The 18,614-nt window shown below is 34.9% G+C and carries 17 protein-coding genes and 1 pseudogene; 12 read left to right on the top strand and 6 right to left on the bottom strand.

What is annotated here, in order from left to right:
- Positions 1–29: 29 nt before the first annotated feature.
- The 6 genes from nirD to ric form a co-directional block, all read right to left on the bottom strand.
- Positions 30–407, bottom strand: coding sequence for a nitrite reductase small subunit NirD (nirD, locus tag ACSVH7_RS13980; RefSeq protein ID WP_159686525.1), 378 nt, complete (start codon positions 405–407; stop codon positions 30–32).
- Positions 408–502: 95 nt separating this feature from the next.
- Positions 503–3,010 carry a nitrite reductase large subunit NirB gene (nirB, locus tag ACSVH7_RS13975; protein WP_438067302.1) on the bottom strand — a complete coding sequence of 836 codons (2,508 nt, stop codon included), beginning with the start codon at positions 3,008–3,010 and terminating at the stop codon, positions 503–505.
- A 283-nt stretch (positions 3,011–3,293) separates the two neighbouring features.
- Positions 3,294–3,728: an RrF2 family transcriptional regulator gene (locus tag ACSVH7_RS13970; RefSeq protein WP_438067301.1), complete on the bottom strand. Its 435-nt coding sequence runs from the start codon at positions 3,726–3,728 to the stop codon at positions 3,294–3,296.
- 25 nt (positions 3,729–3,753) lie between these two features.
- Positions 3,754–4,206 carry a copper resistance protein CopD gene (locus tag ACSVH7_RS13965; RefSeq protein WP_438067347.1) on the bottom strand — a complete coding sequence of 151 codons (453 nt, stop codon included), beginning with the start codon at positions 4,204–4,206 and terminating at the stop codon, positions 3,754–3,756.
- Positions 4,203–5,411: a hypothetical protein gene (locus ACSVH7_RS13960; RefSeq protein ID WP_438067300.1), complete on the bottom strand. Its 1,209-nt coding sequence runs from the start codon at positions 5,409–5,411 to the stop codon at positions 4,203–4,205. Before ACSVH7_RS13960 ends, ACSVH7_RS13965 begins: the two co-directional genes overlap by 4 nt.
- Before the next feature lie 68 nt (positions 5,412–5,479).
- A complete protein-coding gene (ric, locus tag ACSVH7_RS13955; protein WP_438067299.1) occupies positions 5,480–6,211 on the bottom strand; it encodes an iron-sulfur cluster repair di-iron protein in 732 nt (243 codons plus the stop codon).
- Between the two features lie 259 nt (positions 6,212–6,470).
- On the opposite strand from ric, the gene ACSVH7_RS13950 reads away from it, so the two are divergent.
- The 12 genes and pseudogenes from ACSVH7_RS13950 to ACSVH7_RS13895 all read left to right on the top strand — a co-directional run bounded on the left by ACSVH7_RS13950 (position 6,471) and on the right by ACSVH7_RS13895 (position 18,539).
- On the top strand, positions 6,471–6,905 hold the full coding sequence (locus ACSVH7_RS13950; RefSeq protein WP_438067298.1) for a c-type cytochrome: 435 nt from the start codon (positions 6,471–6,473) through the stop codon (positions 6,903–6,905).
- Between the two features lie 106 nt (positions 6,906–7,011).
- Complete coding sequence (locus ACSVH7_RS13945; protein ID WP_438067297.1) at positions 7,012–8,346, top strand: cbb3-type cytochrome c oxidase subunit I; 1,335 nt, start codon at positions 7,012–7,014, stop codon at positions 8,344–8,346.
- 244 nt (positions 8,347–8,590) lie between these two features.
- Complete coding sequence (locus ACSVH7_RS13940) at positions 8,591–9,382, top strand: CbbQ/NirQ/NorQ/GpvN family protein (RefSeq protein ID WP_438067296.1); 792 nt, start codon at positions 8,591–8,593, stop codon at positions 9,380–9,382.
- Positions 9,383–9,508: 126 nt separating this feature from the next.
- The gene (locus ACSVH7_RS13935) at positions 9,509–11,284 is read left to right on the top strand and encodes a nitric oxide reductase activation protein NorD (protein ID WP_438067295.1); all 1,776 of its coding nucleotides are present in this window, start codon (positions 9,509–9,511) and stop codon (positions 11,282–11,284) included.
- An 87-nt stretch (positions 11,285–11,371) separates the two neighbouring features.
- Positions 11,372–12,337 carry a DUF438 domain-containing protein gene (locus tag ACSVH7_RS13930; RefSeq protein ID WP_438067294.1) on the top strand — a complete coding sequence of 322 codons (966 nt, stop codon included), beginning with the start codon at positions 11,372–11,374 and terminating at the stop codon, positions 12,335–12,337.
- A 74-nt stretch (positions 12,338–12,411) separates the two neighbouring features.
- Positions 12,412–12,993 carry a cytochrome c oxidase subunit 3 gene (locus ACSVH7_RS13925; RefSeq protein ID WP_342692031.1) on the top strand — a complete coding sequence of 194 codons (582 nt, stop codon included), beginning with the start codon at positions 12,412–12,414 and terminating at the stop codon, positions 12,991–12,993.
- A 3-nt stretch (positions 12,994–12,996) separates the two neighbouring features.
- Complete coding sequence (locus ACSVH7_RS13920; RefSeq protein WP_438067293.1) at positions 12,997–13,239, top strand: cytochrome C oxidase subunit IV family protein; 243 nt, start codon at positions 12,997–12,999, stop codon at positions 13,237–13,239.
- A 126-nt stretch (positions 13,240–13,365) separates the two neighbouring features.
- On the top strand, positions 13,366–14,850 hold the full coding sequence (gene nirK / locus ACSVH7_RS13915; protein WP_438067292.1) for a copper-containing nitrite reductase: 1,485 nt from the start codon (positions 13,366–13,368) through the stop codon (positions 14,848–14,850).
- A gap of 85 nt (positions 14,851–14,935) precedes the next feature.
- Positions 14,936–15,259, top strand: a pseudogene (locus tag ACSVH7_RS13910) (c-type cytochrome); the annotation flags it as partial.
- Between the two features lie 26 nt (positions 15,260–15,285).
- Entirely contained in the window at positions 15,286–16,056 is a 771-nt protein-coding gene (locus ACSVH7_RS13905) for a formylglycine-generating enzyme family protein (RefSeq protein ID WP_438067291.1), read from the top strand.
- Between the two features lie 27 nt (positions 16,057–16,083).
- The gene (locus tag ACSVH7_RS13900) at positions 16,084–16,716 is read left to right on the top strand and encodes an SCO family protein (protein WP_159686491.1); all 633 of its coding nucleotides are present in this window, start codon (positions 16,084–16,086) and stop codon (positions 16,714–16,716) included.
- A gap of 554 nt (positions 16,717–17,270) precedes the next feature.
- A complete protein-coding gene (locus ACSVH7_RS13895) occupies positions 17,271–18,539 on the top strand; it encodes an alginate export family protein (protein ID WP_438067290.1) in 1,269 nt (422 codons plus the stop codon).
- Positions 18,540–18,614 lie beyond the last annotated feature (75 nt).

Raw genomic sequence — 18,614 nt, 5'->3', positions numbered from 1 at the left:
AATATTTTTTATCAACCAAATATACGTATTTAATCCAAAAAGCCAACGAATACTTCGTCACCTTCAATCTTTACTGGATATGTGGCAATTTTGTAATCGTCTCCGTTTAGGTTGCTCCCGTCAATAAGAGAAAAGGTTTTTTTGTGCATTGGACAGGCTATTTTTGGAACGCCGTCAGCAGATCCTGTCATACCTCTCGATAAGACCATTTCCATTTTGTGTGGACAAGCATTTTGGCAAGCATACCAAGCATTTCTTCTTTCAAAATTGAAAACAGCAATTTGTTTGTTTTTGTATTTAATACAGCCACCTCTATTACTTGGAAAATCCTTAATGTTTCCTGCTTTGAACCAAATTTTTACATTTTCGGTAGCTACTGTTTCGTATTGATTTAATAATTCTTCCATATTTTTTTGATTTTAATAACGCTTTACTCTTTCCTAGTTGAATAAGGAGGTAGGAAAGAGGTAGCGTTAAAGGGAAACGTTATTTTTTATATTTTTTACCAAGGTCTTGGCATTTTTTGATCTCTTAAAGGAACAAATTCTATGGCGTCATCTTTCTCGTCAGTATTCACAAAATGACTAAAACGCTTTAAAAGTCTTGGTTTTTCAAGTACTTGTTTCCATTCGCATTCAAAGGTGCCTACCAGTTTTTCCATCTCATTTTCTAAAGTTTCACAGATGCCAATGCGATCGTGAATGATGATTTCTTTTAAATAATCCAATCCCCCTTCTAGTTTGTCCAACCAAGTTGCGGTTCTTACCAAAGGACCTGCCGTTTGAATATAGTACATCAAGAAACGATCGAGATATTTTATAACGGTTGCTTTATCTATTTGTTCGGCCAAAAGTACGGCGTGTTTTGGATTTGCCCCTCCATTGCCGCAGATGTAAAGATTCCAACCTCCTTCTACTGCGATTACGCCAAAGTCTTTGCCTCTTGCCTCGGCGCATTCTCTAATACACGCCGAAACGCCTCCTTTGAGTTTGTGTGGGGCCCGAATCCCTTTGTATCGGTTTTCGAGTTCAATAGCAAATCCAGCGCTATCGTCCATACCGTAGCGACACCAAGCATTGCCTACACAGCTTTTAACTGCTCTTAAGGATTTGCCATATGCATGACCACTTTCAAAACCATTTTCTATTAAAATTCTCCATATTTCGGGTAAATCGCCTACGTGGGCGCCAAATAAGTCTACTCGTTGCGCCCCAGTAATCTTGGTGTACAAATTAAATTGTTTGGCTACTTCACCAATGACGATTAGTTTTTCTGGTGTGATTTCACCTCCTGCTACACGGGGTACAACAGAGTAAGTGCCGTTACGTTGAATATTAGCCAAAAAGCGATCATTGGTGTCTTGGGTCGTAACGTGTTTATTGGCAGTATCATTATAGATACTAGAAAAAATGGAGGCGACTACCGGTTTACAAACTTCACACCCATCTCCGTTGCCATGGTGGTCGATTACTTCGTAGAAGTTGACATATTTATTGATCTTCACCAAGTCAAATAGTTCTTGACGAGTATAATGAAAATGCTCACATAGGTTTTCTTTTACCTCTTTTCCAATTGATTTTTGAGCTGCTTTTACCAAGTCCACCACCATTGGTTTACAGCCACCACAACCCGAAGTCGCTTTGGTGAGTTTGACTACATCCGAAAGAGTTTCGCAACTTCCTTCTGTGATGGAACAGCAAATAGCGCCTTTGGTTACGTTCTCACACGAACAGATTACAGCTGTATCAGGCAAATCCATTGCGCTACCCATAGTGTTGCTTTCGCCTCCTCGAGATCCCAATATTAAATCTTCTGGATTGGCAGGCAAAGCCAAAGCATTGTTGTAAATCTGAAACAGCGCATTATAATCGGAGGAATCGCCAACAAGAATACCGCCAAGTAAGGTTTTGCCGTCTTTGGTGACATTGATTCTTTTGTAAATGCCGTTGAATTTATTTTCGTAAACGATAGCAGTCACCTCTTCATTTTCTATGAAAGGATCACCAAAACTCGCCACTTCAACACCAATTAACTTTAATTGTGTCGACATGTCGATGGTGTCTCGCATCGTTTTTGAACCTTTGAGTATTTGTTCTGCCGCTACATCTGCCATTTCGTAACCTGGTGCGACCAAGCCATAAATCATGTTGTGGTATAACGCTACTTCTCCAATAGCATAAACAAAAGGATCCGATGTTTGCATTTGATTATTGACTACTATTCCTCCACGATCACCAACAACTAATCCAGCGACTCTTGCGAGTTCGTCACGTGGTTTGATTCCAGCAGATATTACTAGCATATCTACTTTTAGTAGTTCATCGTTGGCAAACATCATCCCTTTGATACAATCTTCTCCATCAACATATTGTGTTGCTTTATTGAGATGGATACCTATGTTGAGCGCTTCGATTTTAGCTTGCAGCATATTACTAGCGCCCTGATCCAATTGTCTTGGCATTAATCGAGGGGCAAATTCTACCACATGAGGATTCAATCCAAGATCTCTGACTGCTTTCGCAGCCTCCAGTCCTAACAAACCTCCGCCAAGTACAGCAGCTTCAGTAGCACCTTTGGTTTTTATCTTTTTGGCATAGGTCATAATGGCATCTAAATCTTCGATAGTTCTGTACACGAAAACGCCTTCTTTTTCTACCCCTTTTATGGGTGGGACAAATGCCGCGGAACCTGTTGCTAATACTAAGTAATCGTACGTATAATTTTTGCCAGTATGTGTGGTTATGATCCGATGGGTAGTGTCGAGTGCAGTGACCAATTCGGAAGTATTCAATACAATGTTCTGCTCTTTGTACCATTCCGCTGTGGATAAGGCTAAATCATCAGCACTCTTGCCACTGAAATATTCGCTTAAATGCACGCGATCATAAGCTCTTCTAGGCTCTTCGCCAAATACTGTGATGGCATAATTTTCTTGCCCCGATTTTGAAACAAATTTTTCACAAAATTTATATCCTACCATGCCGTTACCGACTACAATTACCTTGATCATAACTCTATAATTAAGTATTACAAAGCAAATATAAGTATAAATACTTAATTAATAATTTGTTTTACGTATTTTTTTTACGTAGAATAAAAAAAGGGTACTTAACTTTTAAACTGCTCAAGGTTGAGTGCAAAAGTTCAAGATATGTGGTAGTGGCGTCAGCAAGGAATTATTGTTATAAAGTCAAAAGTAATAGTTGCTAATAAAAGAAATCAAGTTTTTTGGAATACTTTCTTTTGTAGGTACCCAATGTGTATTGGTTTAGAATTAGGGAAACGGTAGTGAATCAATATCTTAAAAATGTATCTCCCGTTTTTAAACCCAAAGTCAATTCTTCGAGGGTGGTATTTTCTAACATATTAGAAAGATCGTTTCTGATTGATTTGAATTTATCATGCATTGGGCACGGATGTTCTTCGGAACAAGTGGATAAGCCTAAGCCACAACCTTTAAACACACGATCACCTTCTAACGCATTTACTATTTGCGAAAGTTTAATTTGTGACAAACGTTCTGTTGGGATTTCAAATCCGCCTCCGACTCCTTTTACAGAATCTATCAGTTTGTTTTTGGTTAAAATTTGCATGATTTTGGCCGTAAAAGCTTCTGGAGAATCTATTTTTTTGGCAATATCCTTTAGCCCAGATCTTTTGTTTTGATGCGATTCTGATGCCACAAAAATTGCAGCTCGAATGCCGTATTCAGTAGTTTTTGAAAACATAGCACGTTTTTTTCAAATTTATGATTTAATAGCCTCCAAAACGAACAAAGGAACCCAAAATTAGCATTGAAATCCCAATTATTGTAACACATAAAATATGCAAAGCCATTTCTGGTAAGTATTTTATGTTATTATTGAGTTTAGGGAGTACTTTAAATTGAGCACTCAAAGCAAAGAGTAGGGTTGCAAATAATAAAAGCAATTTAGTCGATACGACTTTTTCTATTGGTGTTGCAAATTCAAACCAATGCTCAATGGTCACTCCATATTTATATGCCATTAAAATCCCTGACAATACAAGTAATATCAAAGACAGCATACCTATTGGTTCATACTTTTTTTCATAATTCAAAATATAGTTTTGATTTTTTTCTTTAATGGCTCGTGGTAAATACGATGCAACCAATATCAAATGACCGCCAACCCAAACAGTAGCGCTCATTAAGTGAATAATAAGTAATAAATGATGGTTCATTATATTTTTATTTTACAAAGAAAACAATTGATAGTAACAGAAAGGATTCCTGAAGGCAAAAAAATACTCAGTGCAAAAAGTAGATGAGGATAAAATGGCAAAATTCCATTTTCTAAAAATTGCCAGATTCCTTGAAAAAAAAGTACAAGCTCTGTTGAACAAAATCCAATGATGATAAAGAGTATACCTAACTTGTATAGTTTAGTCTCCTGATGAAAGAAGGTGCTTTTGGATAAAAATGCAAGAATGAAAAAAGTAATTATTCCCAACATCGACAAATGAATATATCCAATTATAAAAGGTCTTATATTGTGAATTGTTTTACTCATTTCAGGGTAAAGTAGTATACCTTGTAATCCTAATTTTAACAATAAAGAAAAAAATGCCAACTGATACATTTTTTTTTCAAGTTTTGTATTACTAATGAAATACGTTTGGATTCCATTGGCGTGCATTTTTATAAAACAATAAATTGCAATACATAGAAAAACTACACCTAAATTATTTAAATAATACAATATAGGGTGGGTTAGGGACCAACTTATAGGTAGCGAAAATGTAAGTAGTGTTCCAAGAACAAAGCATAAGTAAAACAAATTGAAAAAATTTTTCTCTAGCTTAATGTTGCTAATTCTAAGCAGCAAAGCTATTACTGCAAACAAAAACCAACCATTAAACTGAAAGTGCAGAAAAAACTGAATGGCAATTTGATAAAAGGCACTTGCTTTTCCCATTAATCCCACAGCAGGGCCTAAACACCAAACTCCTAATGTTGAAAGTATCATAAAAAGTAATGCTGTGTCAAGTAGTTTTTTTTCTGGGTATTTGGTGTTTTTTGTTTCTTTCCAAAATATGTAGGCAAAGAAATAGCTACAAAAAATATGGAGTGTGGAGAAAAAAATCGATAACATCGCATAGCCTTCTATTGGAAAATCAATCATCATACCAACTACCGCAATTTCGGTTGTCCAAAATAAGCGATTAAAAACAGGTTTTTCTTGACTCTTTTTTGGAATGAAATAATGTATTATAAGACAAGAAATCGATAAATAAGTCCAACCAAGCAAGGCAATATGAGAATGCCCATGAACTAAAAATTGAAAATTTATAGAAGGGATGGGACTAAGATACATCCACCGTAAGATTAGTCCCATTATGGCTGCCACAAAGAAATTAATCAAACAAACAATTAACCATGATTTTTTCATAATGACTAAATACAGAAAGCCCCAAATGCCATCAGTTCATGAAGGAGTAATTGGGGCAAATCAAAGAATTAAGATTGAGCTATGAAGTCTTTTTCCAGAGCAACAGCTGCTGGAAATAAAATGTTGTTTTCTAAATGAATGTGTTTGTGAAGGTCTTGTTCAAATTCTTGAAGCATAGCAAAAGTTACTTTATAAGTGTTACAAGCATCAGCTGGAGGAACGTAATTAGAAGTTAACATAGCAATTTTTCTAAAACGTTCTCCTTCAGTATCATGTTCATGCTTCATCATCGCAATTGGATTTTCGACTGTTCCGAAATGAGGTTGGGAGATGAGTTTATCTGTAAGTGTAGCTTCTACCATTTTTTTTATAAATGGGAATAGTATTAATTCTTCTTTTTTCATATGTTGCGCCAATTCACCAGAACAGCCAATGAATAATTCATTAATCTCGAAAAGTTCTGGATGATGTGCACCGTGCACTTTGCAAAGTTTACTCAAAAATGGTAATAAGACTTGTGTTTTCTCTACTACATAACGATGATGTGTCTTTTCTATATAGTCTGCTAATAAATCCAATGGCCAAGATTTGAAATCAATGCTGTTGTCAGTTTTACTTTCTAAAACAGTTTTAATTTCTGCAAGTATGGTTTGGCTATCTGCCCCTTTTTTCTCGCTTGCTTCTTCGATAGTTCGATTGCCTTTGCAGCAAAAATCTATACCAAATTTTGAGAATACTGCTGCCGTTCTAAAATCTTTCGCTACAAATTCTCCTATTGTTGTGTTTTCAATGGTGTTCATAATGATACGTTTTAATTGGGTACAAATATACATATAATTTTTAAATAAAAGATAAAAATATCTTTTATTGTTTTTTATTGTAAGTTATAGATTATCAGATTGGTTTTGTTTTTTATCATTACTAAAAAGAATGTATTTAATTTATGATTTTTATCATGTTTTTACTCTTTAATATACTCTTAATTTGCTGCAATCAAATAAAAGATAATTTTGTCTTTTATTGTTAATCAAAATTCAATACTAATAAAAACCATTTATTATGCTTTCAAAATCACAAGCTCGAGCATTTTTTCTGGGAGGAACTTTGGTCACCTTTTTAATCTTCATAGGATTGACCATTTATTCGTTTATGCCTAGAAATGACCAAACTAATTACAAGGCTATTACTAAACAAGTAGCCAGAGGAAAAGAACTTTGGGAATCCAATAACTGTATGGGGTGTCACACTATATTGGGAGAAGGAGCCTATTATGCGCCTGAACTTACTAAAGTAATAGATAGAAGAGGAGAAGGGTATGTTAAAGCTGTTTTGATGTCGCCTGTACCTTGGGCTCCAAATGGTCGTAAAATGGTTGTTTATAATATGGGAGAACAAGATGCAGAGGCAGTTGTTGCTTACCTAAAGTGGATTGGCAAAATAGATTTGAATGGGTTTGACCGTGTGGTTTCACCTTTAGCGAAAGAGAATAATTAATAAATAACATAACAATTGAATTCACTATTGAAAACAAGTTTACGTTTATCATCATTATTTGATAAAATCCGGGTCAAAATTGAATTCTAACAATAAAAATACAAATATGAAATATCAATCACAAAAAGTAGCCTACTGGTTTTTTGCACTATGTATGCTATTATTTTCCTTACAGATTATCTATGGTTTTATAATGGGTTTTGACAGAATTGGAATCCAAGGATTGCATGACATTATTCCTTTTAATACCGCTAGAGCAGTGCATACTAATTTACTAGTAGTGTGGTTACTAACTGGTTTTATGGGAGCAGCTTATTACATTATACCTGAAGAAGCTCAACGTGAGTTAATTAGCGTGAAGTGGGCTTACATTCAACTGATTTCATTGGCTGTTGTTGGAGTTGTAGCTATAGTAGGATTTCATTTAAACCATTGGGAAGGACGTAAATTTTTGGAGATACCAAGAGAATTAGATTTTCTAGTAGTTATAAATGTTCTCTTATTTTTAGGTTTGATTTTGGGAACTTTATTTAAAGCCAAACGAAGAACTACTACAGCATTGGTTTTATCAATGGGATTGCTGTTTGCTGCCTTGTTGTATTTGCCAGGAATGATTTGGTTTGACAGCCAAGTAGTGGATTCTTTTTTCCGTTGGTGGGTTGTGCATTTGTGGGTTGAAGGTGTATGGGAATTAATTATGGGAGGTATTCTTTCCTATTTATTAATCAAATTGACAGGTGTTGATAGAGAAGTGATTGAAAAGTGGCTATATGTGATTGTTGGGTTAACGTTTCTTTCAGGAGTTTTAGGGACAGGACACCATTATTATTACATAGGAGTTAATAAGATTTGGTTAATCATTGGTGGGATTTTCTCTGCATTAGAACCTTTAGCTTTCTTGGCTATGGCTTTGTTCGCAGTCAATATGTATCGCAAAGGCGAAAAGAGTCATCCTAATAAAATTGCATTATTCTGGACTATTGGCTCGTCTATAGTTTCCTTTGTGGGGGCTGGTTTATTAGGTTTTGCACATACTCTTCCGCAAACTAATCTATATACTCACGGTACATTGGTTACTGCTATGCACGGGCATTATGCTTTTTGGGGTGCCTATGCTATGATAGTTTTAGCAATTATTAGTTATGCATTGCCCAATGTAACAGGTCGAAAACGATACCAAAGTAATACGGGAATGGCTGCTTTTTGGTTGTCAAATATTGGAATGTTAGGGATGACTGTTGCATTTGGAGTCGCGGGAGTGGTACAAGTCTACTTGGAAAGAAAATTAAAAATGGAATTTATGATGGTGCAAAATGAAATAAGTATTCACTTCGTTGTATTACTCATCTGTGCGACAATGTTTACAACAGGAATTTCATTGTTTATATATGATTTTATAAAATATGGCCGCCCAACTAATGAAGCATTGATTGAACGATAGTTTTTTTTAATTGAAATTTTATAACGTTATTTTAATGATAAATCCAGTTTTAAGCCATAGGATTTAAATTTAATAAGAGGTGCAAATGAATTATTTAAGGATATAAAAGTTTTTTACTCAATAAAATAGATACATATAATATAACGATTCCATTTTTAACCGGAACGTTTGGATAATCGTTTAAGAATTTGCATTTCCATAGAGTGATTGTTCTACGTTTCGGTTTTTTATAATAATAAAGAAAATGCTAACAGATAATTTAATAAAAATCCCATATTACCAAGCTACAGGTAAAGAGACAGAAATCTTTGTTCATTCCTATAGTAACAAAATTCCTTTTTTGTTAAAAGGTCCTACAGGAACAGGGAAGTCTCGTTTTATTGAGTTTATGGCACATCAGTTGAATAAAAAATTGATTACCATTAGTTGTCACGAAGAAACGTCTTCCACAGATTTGATTGGTCGATTCATCATTAAAGGAGCCGAAACGGTTTGGTTGGATGGTCCATTGACAACAGCTGTAAAAGAAGGTTCTATTATCTATTTAGATGAGATAGCAGAGGCTCGACCCGATGTTATTGTAGCTATTCACTCTCTTACTGATCATCGACGCCTGCTATTTATAGATAAATTAGGAGAGACTATACAGGCGCATGATGATTTTATGCTCGTAGCTTCTTTTAATCCAGGTTATCAAAGAGGTTTCAAAGAGCTTAAACCCTCAACTCGTCAACGATTTATTGCAGTTACTTTTGATTATCCAGAACCAAAAATTGAAACAGAAATCTTAGTCAATGAAACTAATATTGACAGCGATACTGCCAAAAAACTAGTCGCAATTGGCAATAAAATTAGAAACTTAACCGAATTAGGACTGACCGAAACGGTTTCAACACGACTTTTAGTAGATGCAGCCAAAATCATCCACAGTGGATTGCCAAAACGATTAGCCGTTCACGTAGCGGTTGTAGAACCATTAACAGATGATCTACAGACTATAGAAGCTTTGAAGGATTTATGTAATCTGATGATATGATCCCCCTAACCCCCGAAGGGGGAATTATAACTTAGAAAAATATGTTGTGTTAATAATGTTTTTTAATAATTTAAATCCTATTGACCCCTAATAGGAGTTCCCCCTTCGGGGGTTAGGGGGCTTATTATGGGTTTCGAGATAGATGAATATTTAGTTGGGAAGTTTTTCAAGCATTTAAAAAGCAGAAAAAAAATAAGTCCCGAAATAGAAGCCAGAACGGTGACTCTTGCAGAGATAAAATCGCGTCTGACCATAATGGCGCGTGCTTTGACTGGAAAACCTATCGAAATATTTCCTGCCGAAAGAGAGGGAGGATACAAAAACAATAATTTTTTTCTGCCGATTTCCTTTGCTGAATTTCCAACTTTGGAAGAAAACCTTACTTTTTATCATTTTCGAATGCTTTATCTCTGTGTACAACAGCGGCTGAACTATAATTGGACATCTGAAGAAATAGAACCTGAATTGGCTCTTTCACAACAAAAAGCATTGGAAACATCCGATACTGTTCTTGCGATTTTGTTTCAGGAGTTTTCTATTGGCGAATCCTTTTTGGCGAAAGCCAAAGATTATTTTATCCAAAAATCAGATGCTAAAAAAGGTCCTGAGTTCTCTTGGCTTTTTGGCAAATGGATGAAAAATGAAACGGTAGTAGATAGCGAGAATCTATTGCAAAACTTCTCGGACAAGACCAAAATACCTAATGAGATTCAGCCTTTAACGACGCTTAAAGCAAAAGCTGTTGAGGAAGTTATCACGGTGGAACTTGACAAAAAACAACAAGAGGATTATGTGATGTTGCATAGTTTTGAGAAAGTAGAAACTGCTGAAGAATTCAATGGCAATTGGCGTGATTTTGACGGATCGGATGAACTCGAAGAGCATCAGGACGCATTGGAGGAACTCAATATGAAATACAATGTGCGTGTAGATGATACTGTGCATTCGGTTTATCTATCCGACTTTATAGAAAACACCACAATATCCGAAAGTGCTGAGGTAGATGAAAAAGGATTTCATCATAAATATAATGAATGGGATTGCAGTAAAAATAGTTACAAAGAAAATTTTTGCAAAGTATATCCAAAGTTGCAGTTAAAAACAGATTCCGATTATTACAAAAGAACAATAACCAAGAATGCCTCCACTTTGATGGGCTTGCGTAAAATGTTGACAAACGTTAATAACAAAATGCAACAGCAAAAACGCCAACCTCAAGGCGACGAATTTGATATCGATGCCATAACCGATTTGTATGTCGATGTGCATTCTCGAAAAACACCATCCGATAAAATTTATCTTGCGAATAGAAAAATAGAAAAGGATTTGTCGATACTGATCCTATTAGACATTAGCCTTTCAAGCGACGGATATGCTGCAGGAAATAGAGTCATTGATGTAGAGAAAGAAGTTTCTATTTTGTTTGGAGAAATCCTGAACGAGTTTAATATCGATTTTTCGATAGATAGCTTTTATTCCAAAACCAGAAATTATTCCACTTACCTAACGGTTAAAGATTTTGACGATAATTGGAATGTCGCCAAACATAAAGTAGGAGCTGTTGAACCCAGTGGTTATACTAGAATAGGAGCGGCTTTGCGTCATGCAGGAGTGCGCCTCGATAAGCGAAGTACCAAAAATAAATGGGTAATACTCATTTCAGACGGAAAACCCAATGATTATGATAAATATGAAGGTAAATATGGGGTCAATGATGTAAAACAAGCCCTTCGCGAACTCAATTCAAAAAATATTAATTCCTACGCCTTGGCCATCGAAGCCGAAGCCAAATATTATTTGCCACAAATGTTTGGACAAAACCACTATCAAATTTTGACAACTCCCGTTGAGTTGCTACAATCCTTAGTGAAATTATATGAAAAGATAAAACACCAGAAATAAAATTAAACATATAAGTCATATAAGATTTTTTGAGCTTGATATATTATGAAAACTTATATGACTTATATGTTTTAAAATTTAATTATAATGACAGAAACAATTAATACCACAGCATTGCCGGAAGGACATCCCGTTTCGATTTACTTTCAGGAAAAAGAAATTATCAATAGCCTTTTGGAAGAAATTAAAGCGGTAAATCCTTTGAAAGATTTACCAAAATACACCAACATATTCAATCAATTACTTACAATTGAGAAACGATTTGCCCGCAAAGAGAATCAGCTTTTCCCTTTTTTGGAAAAGAAAGGTTGGGTTGGTCCATCTCAAGGAATGTGGTCGTTTCATGATAATTTGCGAGAGCAATTTCGATTGATTCAGTATTATCTAAAAATGAATAATCCCGAAAGAATAGCAACAAATACTCCTTTTTTGGTAGAGGGTATTTACCGATTAATTGGAGTTGAAGATACTGTGCTTTTCCCTAATGCATTAGATATACTTACCGAAGAGGATTGGATACAAATGCGAAAAGGCGAAGAAGAAATTGGTTGGATGTTGTCTCAAACACCACCGCCTTTCCCAAAAGTGGAATATGTGCATCCAAGTGAGGATTTCACCATCAGAGAAATGCCATTTTCATTGGAAAACACTTCGCATTATGATGAAGGATACATGACTGTAGAACAAGTGAATTTGCTTTTCAGAACAATGCCGTTGGATTTAACTTATGTGGACGAAAATGATAAAGTGATTTTTTATAATAGAGGCGAAGAACGTGTATTCCCAAGAAGTGCTGGAATCATTGGTCGAGAAGTAAAGTTTTGCCATCCTCCAAAAAGCGTAGGAACGGTGCTTAAAATTTTAGAAGAATTCAGAAAAGGAACTCAAAACGAATCGTCTTTTTGGATTAATTACAAAGAACGCCTGATCTATATTCGCTATTTCGCCGTTAGGGATGCAAATAAAAACTACAAAGGGGTAATTGAGATGTCTCAAGATATAACAGATATAAAGAAAATTGAAGGAGAGAAAAGATTATTGGATTGGGAATAAACAGGAATCAAACACATTGAATGATTGAGTTTTAATTTAGAAGGCTATGTTTATTGAAACTTTAAGAGTAACTTATGGAAAGATTAAAAATAAATTACAAAAATATCTACTATCCTCCTGGCGGAATCCTAATGTGGATTATCATTTTCTTAGAACTCATCACTTTCGGAATGGCATTGGTTGCATTTGTCTATTATGGGAGCGAGAACTCGACCGTATTTCATCAATCTCGATTAGAATTAAATACCACTTTTGGTGCGGTGAATACTGTTTTCTTATTGACAAGTGGTTTTTTTATGGCTAATGCGGTGCATTTATTCAAAGAGAAAGAAGTTTTGAAATCATCGGTATATTTTAAGTTGGCTATTTTGGGTGGGTTTTTATTCTTGGCATTAAAAAGCGTAGAATATTATCATAAAATTGAAAACGGAATTACATTAGACACTAATATGTTTTACACTTTTTATTGGTTATTAACAGGTTTTCATGTTATTCATGTTATTATTGGAATGGTTATTTTGGCTTGGACCAATTACGGAATGATAAAAAAAAAATCGGATACTGCTATTGAAGATGTAGAAGGCTGTGCTGCTTTTTGGCATATGTGTGATTTGATATGGTTGCTTTTATTTCCAACCTTATATTTAATCTTTTAGTATATGAAAAAATCACTTCTCTCAGTTTATGTTATTTTGTTATTCCTAACCTTGGTTTCGGCAGTAATTTCAAGTGCTTCTTTCCTTTCAAAAACTATTGTTTTGCTGCTAATGGGATTAGCGGCAGCAAAATTTATATTGGTTGCTTTTCATTTTATGGAATTAAAAAAGGCACATAACTTTTGGAAAATAACTCTTATATTTTCATTATTCTTGATTATGTCTATAATGATATTGCTGAAATAATTCATAACAAAACGTTAAAAACATGATAATTGTCATTTTTTAAATAAAATAGCTATTTTAAATTTACACTTACAATAAAGGATAAATTCATCCTTTATTATAACTCAAACCTTTACAACCCAAAAAATGAAAACAAATTTTAGTATTCGCAATCGTTATCGATTACTCCCATTGCTTTTTATGGCGTTATTTTTCTTTTTTTCTTGTTCTAAAAAAGAAAAGGAAGCTCAAGATTATCATGATATAAAAATTGAAGGACAAAAAGAAGCAGAACTAACTGCACCACCCTTTGTGCCAAAACCTGTAGGAGATCGCGCTGCCACAAAATTGGTAGTCAACATGGAAATTAAGGAAGAAGAAGGCGAAATGGTCGATGGTGTAAAATATACCTATTGGACTTTTGGTGGATCGGTTCCTGGAAGTTTTATCAGAACTAGAGTGGGAGACGAAGTAGAGTTTCACTTAAAAAACCATCCCGATAATAAAATGCCACACAATATTGACTTGCATGCAGTAACAGGACCAGGTGGTGGTGCAACTTCTTCACTGGTTGCTCCAGGTCATGAAAAAGTATTCAATTTTAAAACTATAAATCCTGGTTTATATGTGTACCATTGTGCTACAGCTCCCGTTGGAATGCACATCGCAAACGGAATGTATGGTTTGATTTTGGTGGAGCCAGAAGGAGGATTACCTCCTGTTGATAAAGAATACTACATCATGCAAGGTGATTTTTATACCAAAGGGGCCTATGGAGAACAAGGATCTCAACCCTTTGATATGAATAAAGCCATCAAAGAACAACCTGATTATGTGGTTTTCAACGGAAAAGTGGGTGCTGTTGCTGGTGACAAAGCCATTACTGCCAAAGTAGGTGAAACAGTACGTATCTATATGGGTAACGGTGGTCCAAACTTGGTTTCTTCTTTTCACGTAATTGGTGAGATTTTTGACAAAGTACATATAGAAGGAGGGGACATGATTAATGAAAATGTTCAAACAACCCTTATTCCAGCTGGTGGTTCTGCTATTGTTGAATTTAAAGTTGATGTTCCTGGGACATTTATTTTGGTTGACCACTCTATCTTTAGAGCTTTCAATAAAGGAGCTCTGGGAATGTTAAAAGTAGAAGGGGAAGAAAACAAAAAAATCTATTCAGGTACGACTCAAGAAGGAATCTATTTGCCTGAAGGCGGAACCATTCAAAACATGCCTAAAGAAAACGGAACTGCCAAAAAAGTAGCTGCAAAAACAGTTCCTGAACAAATTAAATCAGGTAAAGAATTGTATGGTAGAACGTGTTTTGCTTGCCACCAACCCGAAGGACAGGGAGTCCCAAATGCATTTCCTCCATTAGCCAAGTCTGATTTCTTGAATGCTAATCCTGATAGAGCAATTAGTGCTGTATTGCATGGATTAAGTGGTGAGGTAGTTGTAAACGGCAAGAAGTTTAACAATGTAATGACAAGTCAAAACTTAACCGACGACGAAGTTGCCGATGTATTAACGTATGTTTATAGTAGTTGGGGTAACAACAAAACGGTTGTGACTCCTGCCAAAGTTAAAGCAGTTAGGGCAAAACCAGCTCCAAAGCAAACGGCAGCTCACTAATTTGTAATCTTATAATCTAAATATTAATTCAATGAAAAAGTATGTTTTAAGTGCAGCTATGCTAGTGGTAAGTTGCTATGGTTTTGCTCAAAATGCAGCCAAGGGAAAAGGAGTTTATGACAAAGTTTGTGTAGCTTGTCATCAGCCAACTGGGCAAGGTATTCCTGGTGCTTTTCCTCCATTGGCAAAATCCGATTACCTGAACAAAGATGTTAATCGCGCCATAAAAGGAGTAGTAAAAGGACTATCAGGACCTATTACAGTAAACGGAAAAAAATTCAGTGGAGCGATGCCTGCACAAGCGTTAAGCGATCAACAAATTGCAGATGCATTGACTTATGTGTATGCAAGTTGGGGTAATAATAAAACAGTGGTTACACCAGCTATGGTAAAAGCCCAAAGAAAATAATACAGATCCAGCAAAAAAGTTTTTCAATGATATCCTTTAAAAAAATATTTATCTTCATTTTATTCTTCATTGATTATACTTTTTATGCTCAAAATGTAAAAATGGCTACCATAAATAGGGGGGCTTTTGTCCCCCTCTATGGTACAACTTCAAAAAAACCAGTACAAGTAGCTTCTTTTAGTATCGATATATATCCAGTTACCAATGCGCAATATCTTGCATTTGTAAAAAAAAATCCAGCCTATAGTCGTTCTCAAATGAAAGCCCTTTTTGCCGACAAAAGTTATCTCTATCAATGGCAAGGTGATTATAATTATGGTAAAAATAACTTGGAAAACGCTCCTGTGACTAATGTTTCTTGGTTTGCTGCCAAAAAATATTGCGAGTGTCAAGGGAAACGATTGCCTACTATGGACGAATGGGAATATGTTGCTATGGCTGATGAAAAAAGTATCGATGCCCGTGCCAAAGAGGAGTTTAATAAATACATTATGTCTTGGTACGAAAAACCCAAAACCTATTTAAATCCGATAGGGAAAACCTATAAAAATTATTGGGGAGTGTATGATATGCATGGTTTGGTTTGGGAATGGACAGCCGACTTCAATAGTATTTTTCTTTCGGGAGAATCCAGAAAAGACAAAGCTACCGATAAAAATCTCTTTTGCGGAAGCGGTTCGGTAAATGCTACCGATTTGATGAATTATGCCGCTTTTATGCGTTACGCTTTTAGGGGGAGCCTCAAGGCAAATTATACAACTAAGAATTTAGGTTTTAGATGTGCTAAAGATAAGTAGTATCCAAATCTATAAAAACGTTTCAAAATGAAATTATTGTTATTCAATCACAAAAAAACGAGGGTGTTATTGAACCGATCCTCTATTTTAGCATTACCTCTTCTATTGTTTTTTCTTTCTTTGCAAAGTTGTCAAAAAAAGGAGTCTGTTGTCAAAGAAAAACCAATTTCAGATTTGTCTATCTATAATTTGCCTTCACAATGGACCTCACAAGAGGGTCAAAATATGGAGATGAAAGATTTAAAAGGCAAAGTTTTGGTTATGGTCATGATTTACACCTCCTGTAAAGCAGCTTGCCCTAGACTCGTTGCCGATATGAGAAACATAGAAAGTCGCTTACCAAACAAAATTAAAGACAAGGTGCAACTCATTTTGGTGAGTATTGATCCAAAAGTGGATACTCCAAAACGATTAAAGGCTTTTGCAATAGAAAATAAAATGGATGCCAAACCATGGCTTTTTCTTAGGTCTTCTGAAGAGAATACCCGTGAGTTTGCCGCAGTATTAGCCGTTAATTACAAAAAAGTTTCTCCTATAGATTTCTCTCATTCTAATATTATTAGTGTGTTTAATACTCAAGGTGAACTTGTTTTTCAGCAAGAAGGGTTAGGGGTGAATTCAGATGCTACAGTGACTAAAATAATTGAGGAAGCAAAATAGTTGTATTCTTATTAGTTTTTCTGTTTTGTAATTAAAAAAAACATTTGTTTTGTTGATTTTTACTTTTAATTAAGTACTGACTTTCAAAATATTATGAGACTTATTAATTCATTTTAGAAAACTAGAACCAACAATTATACATTGATTGATTCTAGTTTTTTTCTTTTTTTTTAATTGATGATGTTTTATTCCTTGCTATGAATAGGTCATCAAGGCTTGTGGATACAACATCGAAATAATTAATTGAATAACTATAACTTAAATGAGATTTGGTCTCAGATACACTTATTGAAATTTTGCTGGTTTAATAAATAGTAACAAATTCTCTAAAGAATAGTTATAAAGACATACTTTCTTTAATTTTTTACTTCTATTAATGTGTTGTTTAATAATGGATTATGTATCCTTAGTTCAAAGTATTGTTATATTTGCGCCATTTAAATATGCATATTCATATTTTTTTTAATAAATTTAAAATAAAATGATTTTTATCATAATAAAGGACGAAAACATCTTCTACCTTTGAATCGTTATAAAATCAAAAAAATATGTGTATGAATACTTTGAAAAGAATAGTACTGACTGTTTTTATGGTTGTAAATGCTAATGCAATTGCACAAGAATTTGATATAGATCTTCAATTACGCCCTCGTTTTGAATTTAGAAATGGATTTAAAAGTCCTCTTTTAGATACAGAGGAAGCCACCTCGTTTATTGCACAACGTTCTCGATTGAATCTTGCTTTTCACCAAGAAAGATTGACCGCCAAATTAAGTGTTCAAGACATTCGAACTTGGGGCGATGCAGCTACGACAGCCACAGCAGGCAAGAATGGATTAGCTGTTTTTGAAGCTTGGGCCAAATACCATTTCAATGAAAATTGGAGCACAACATTAGGCAGACAGGTACTCTCATATGATAACGAGAGGATTATGGGGGGAATTGATTGGTTGCAACAAGGGCAAAGTCACGACGCAGCATTAATCAGCTACAAAAAAGAGAATAGCCTTTTGGATTTAGGTTTTGCACTAAATGCTAATGCTGAGAATTTGATAGCACCCACAACACCCTATACTACAAATTATAAATCAATGCAATATGCTTGGTTGCACCACAATTGGACAAAGGTTGGTCTGAGTTTGTTATTTTTAAACACAGGTTACGAATTTCAGAAAAGTCCAAACGATTTAGAAGTAGATTACAAACAAACTTTTGGGACGTACATAACGTTTAAAGATAAAAAATGGGATGCTAATTTTGGATTCTACGGACAAACAGGGCAAAGCTTAGGTAAACAACTTGGTGCGTGGTATGCTTCAGGTTTTGTAAATTATGCTATTGTCGATGGTTTTTCTGCAGGATTAGGCTATGAATTTCTTTCGGGCAAAGACCAAAATGATACTGATACGAAGCTAAAATCCTTTACTCCATTGTTCGGAACCAATCATGCTTTCAACGGTTTGATGGACTATTTTTATGTTGGAAATCATCAAAATAATGTGGGTTTACAGGATGCTTATTTGAAATTAAATTATAAAAATAAGCAATGGCAATTTGCTTTAGTTCCTCATATTTTCAATGCTCCTAATAAAGTATTGGATGCGCAAGGCAAACAAATGGATAGCTATTTAGGAACTGAGATTGATTTGACCGCGTCTTATATAGTTCAAAAAGATATTGTGATTTCGGGCGGTTTCTCTCAAATATTTACCTCTACTACTTTAGAGCGAGTAAAGAATGTTACCAATGCTGCTGATGCCAATAACTGGGCTTGGCTAATGGTGTCTTTTAGTCCTAAATTGTTTAGTACTACAAAGAAATAAAATTCAAATAGTTGATTTTCAGATTTTTTGATTAAATTAGAGAGTTGTAATGATCTCTCTTCTTGATTTTACAAC

It is taken from the genome of Flavobacterium sp. TSSA_36, from assembly GCF_051547165.1.
Taxonomy (GTDB): Bacteria; Bacteroidota; Bacteroidia; order Flavobacteriales; family Flavobacteriaceae; genus Flavobacterium.
The sequence above is the reverse complement of the archived record's forward strand: the minus strand, read 5'-3'. Positions and strand labels throughout refer to the sequence as shown.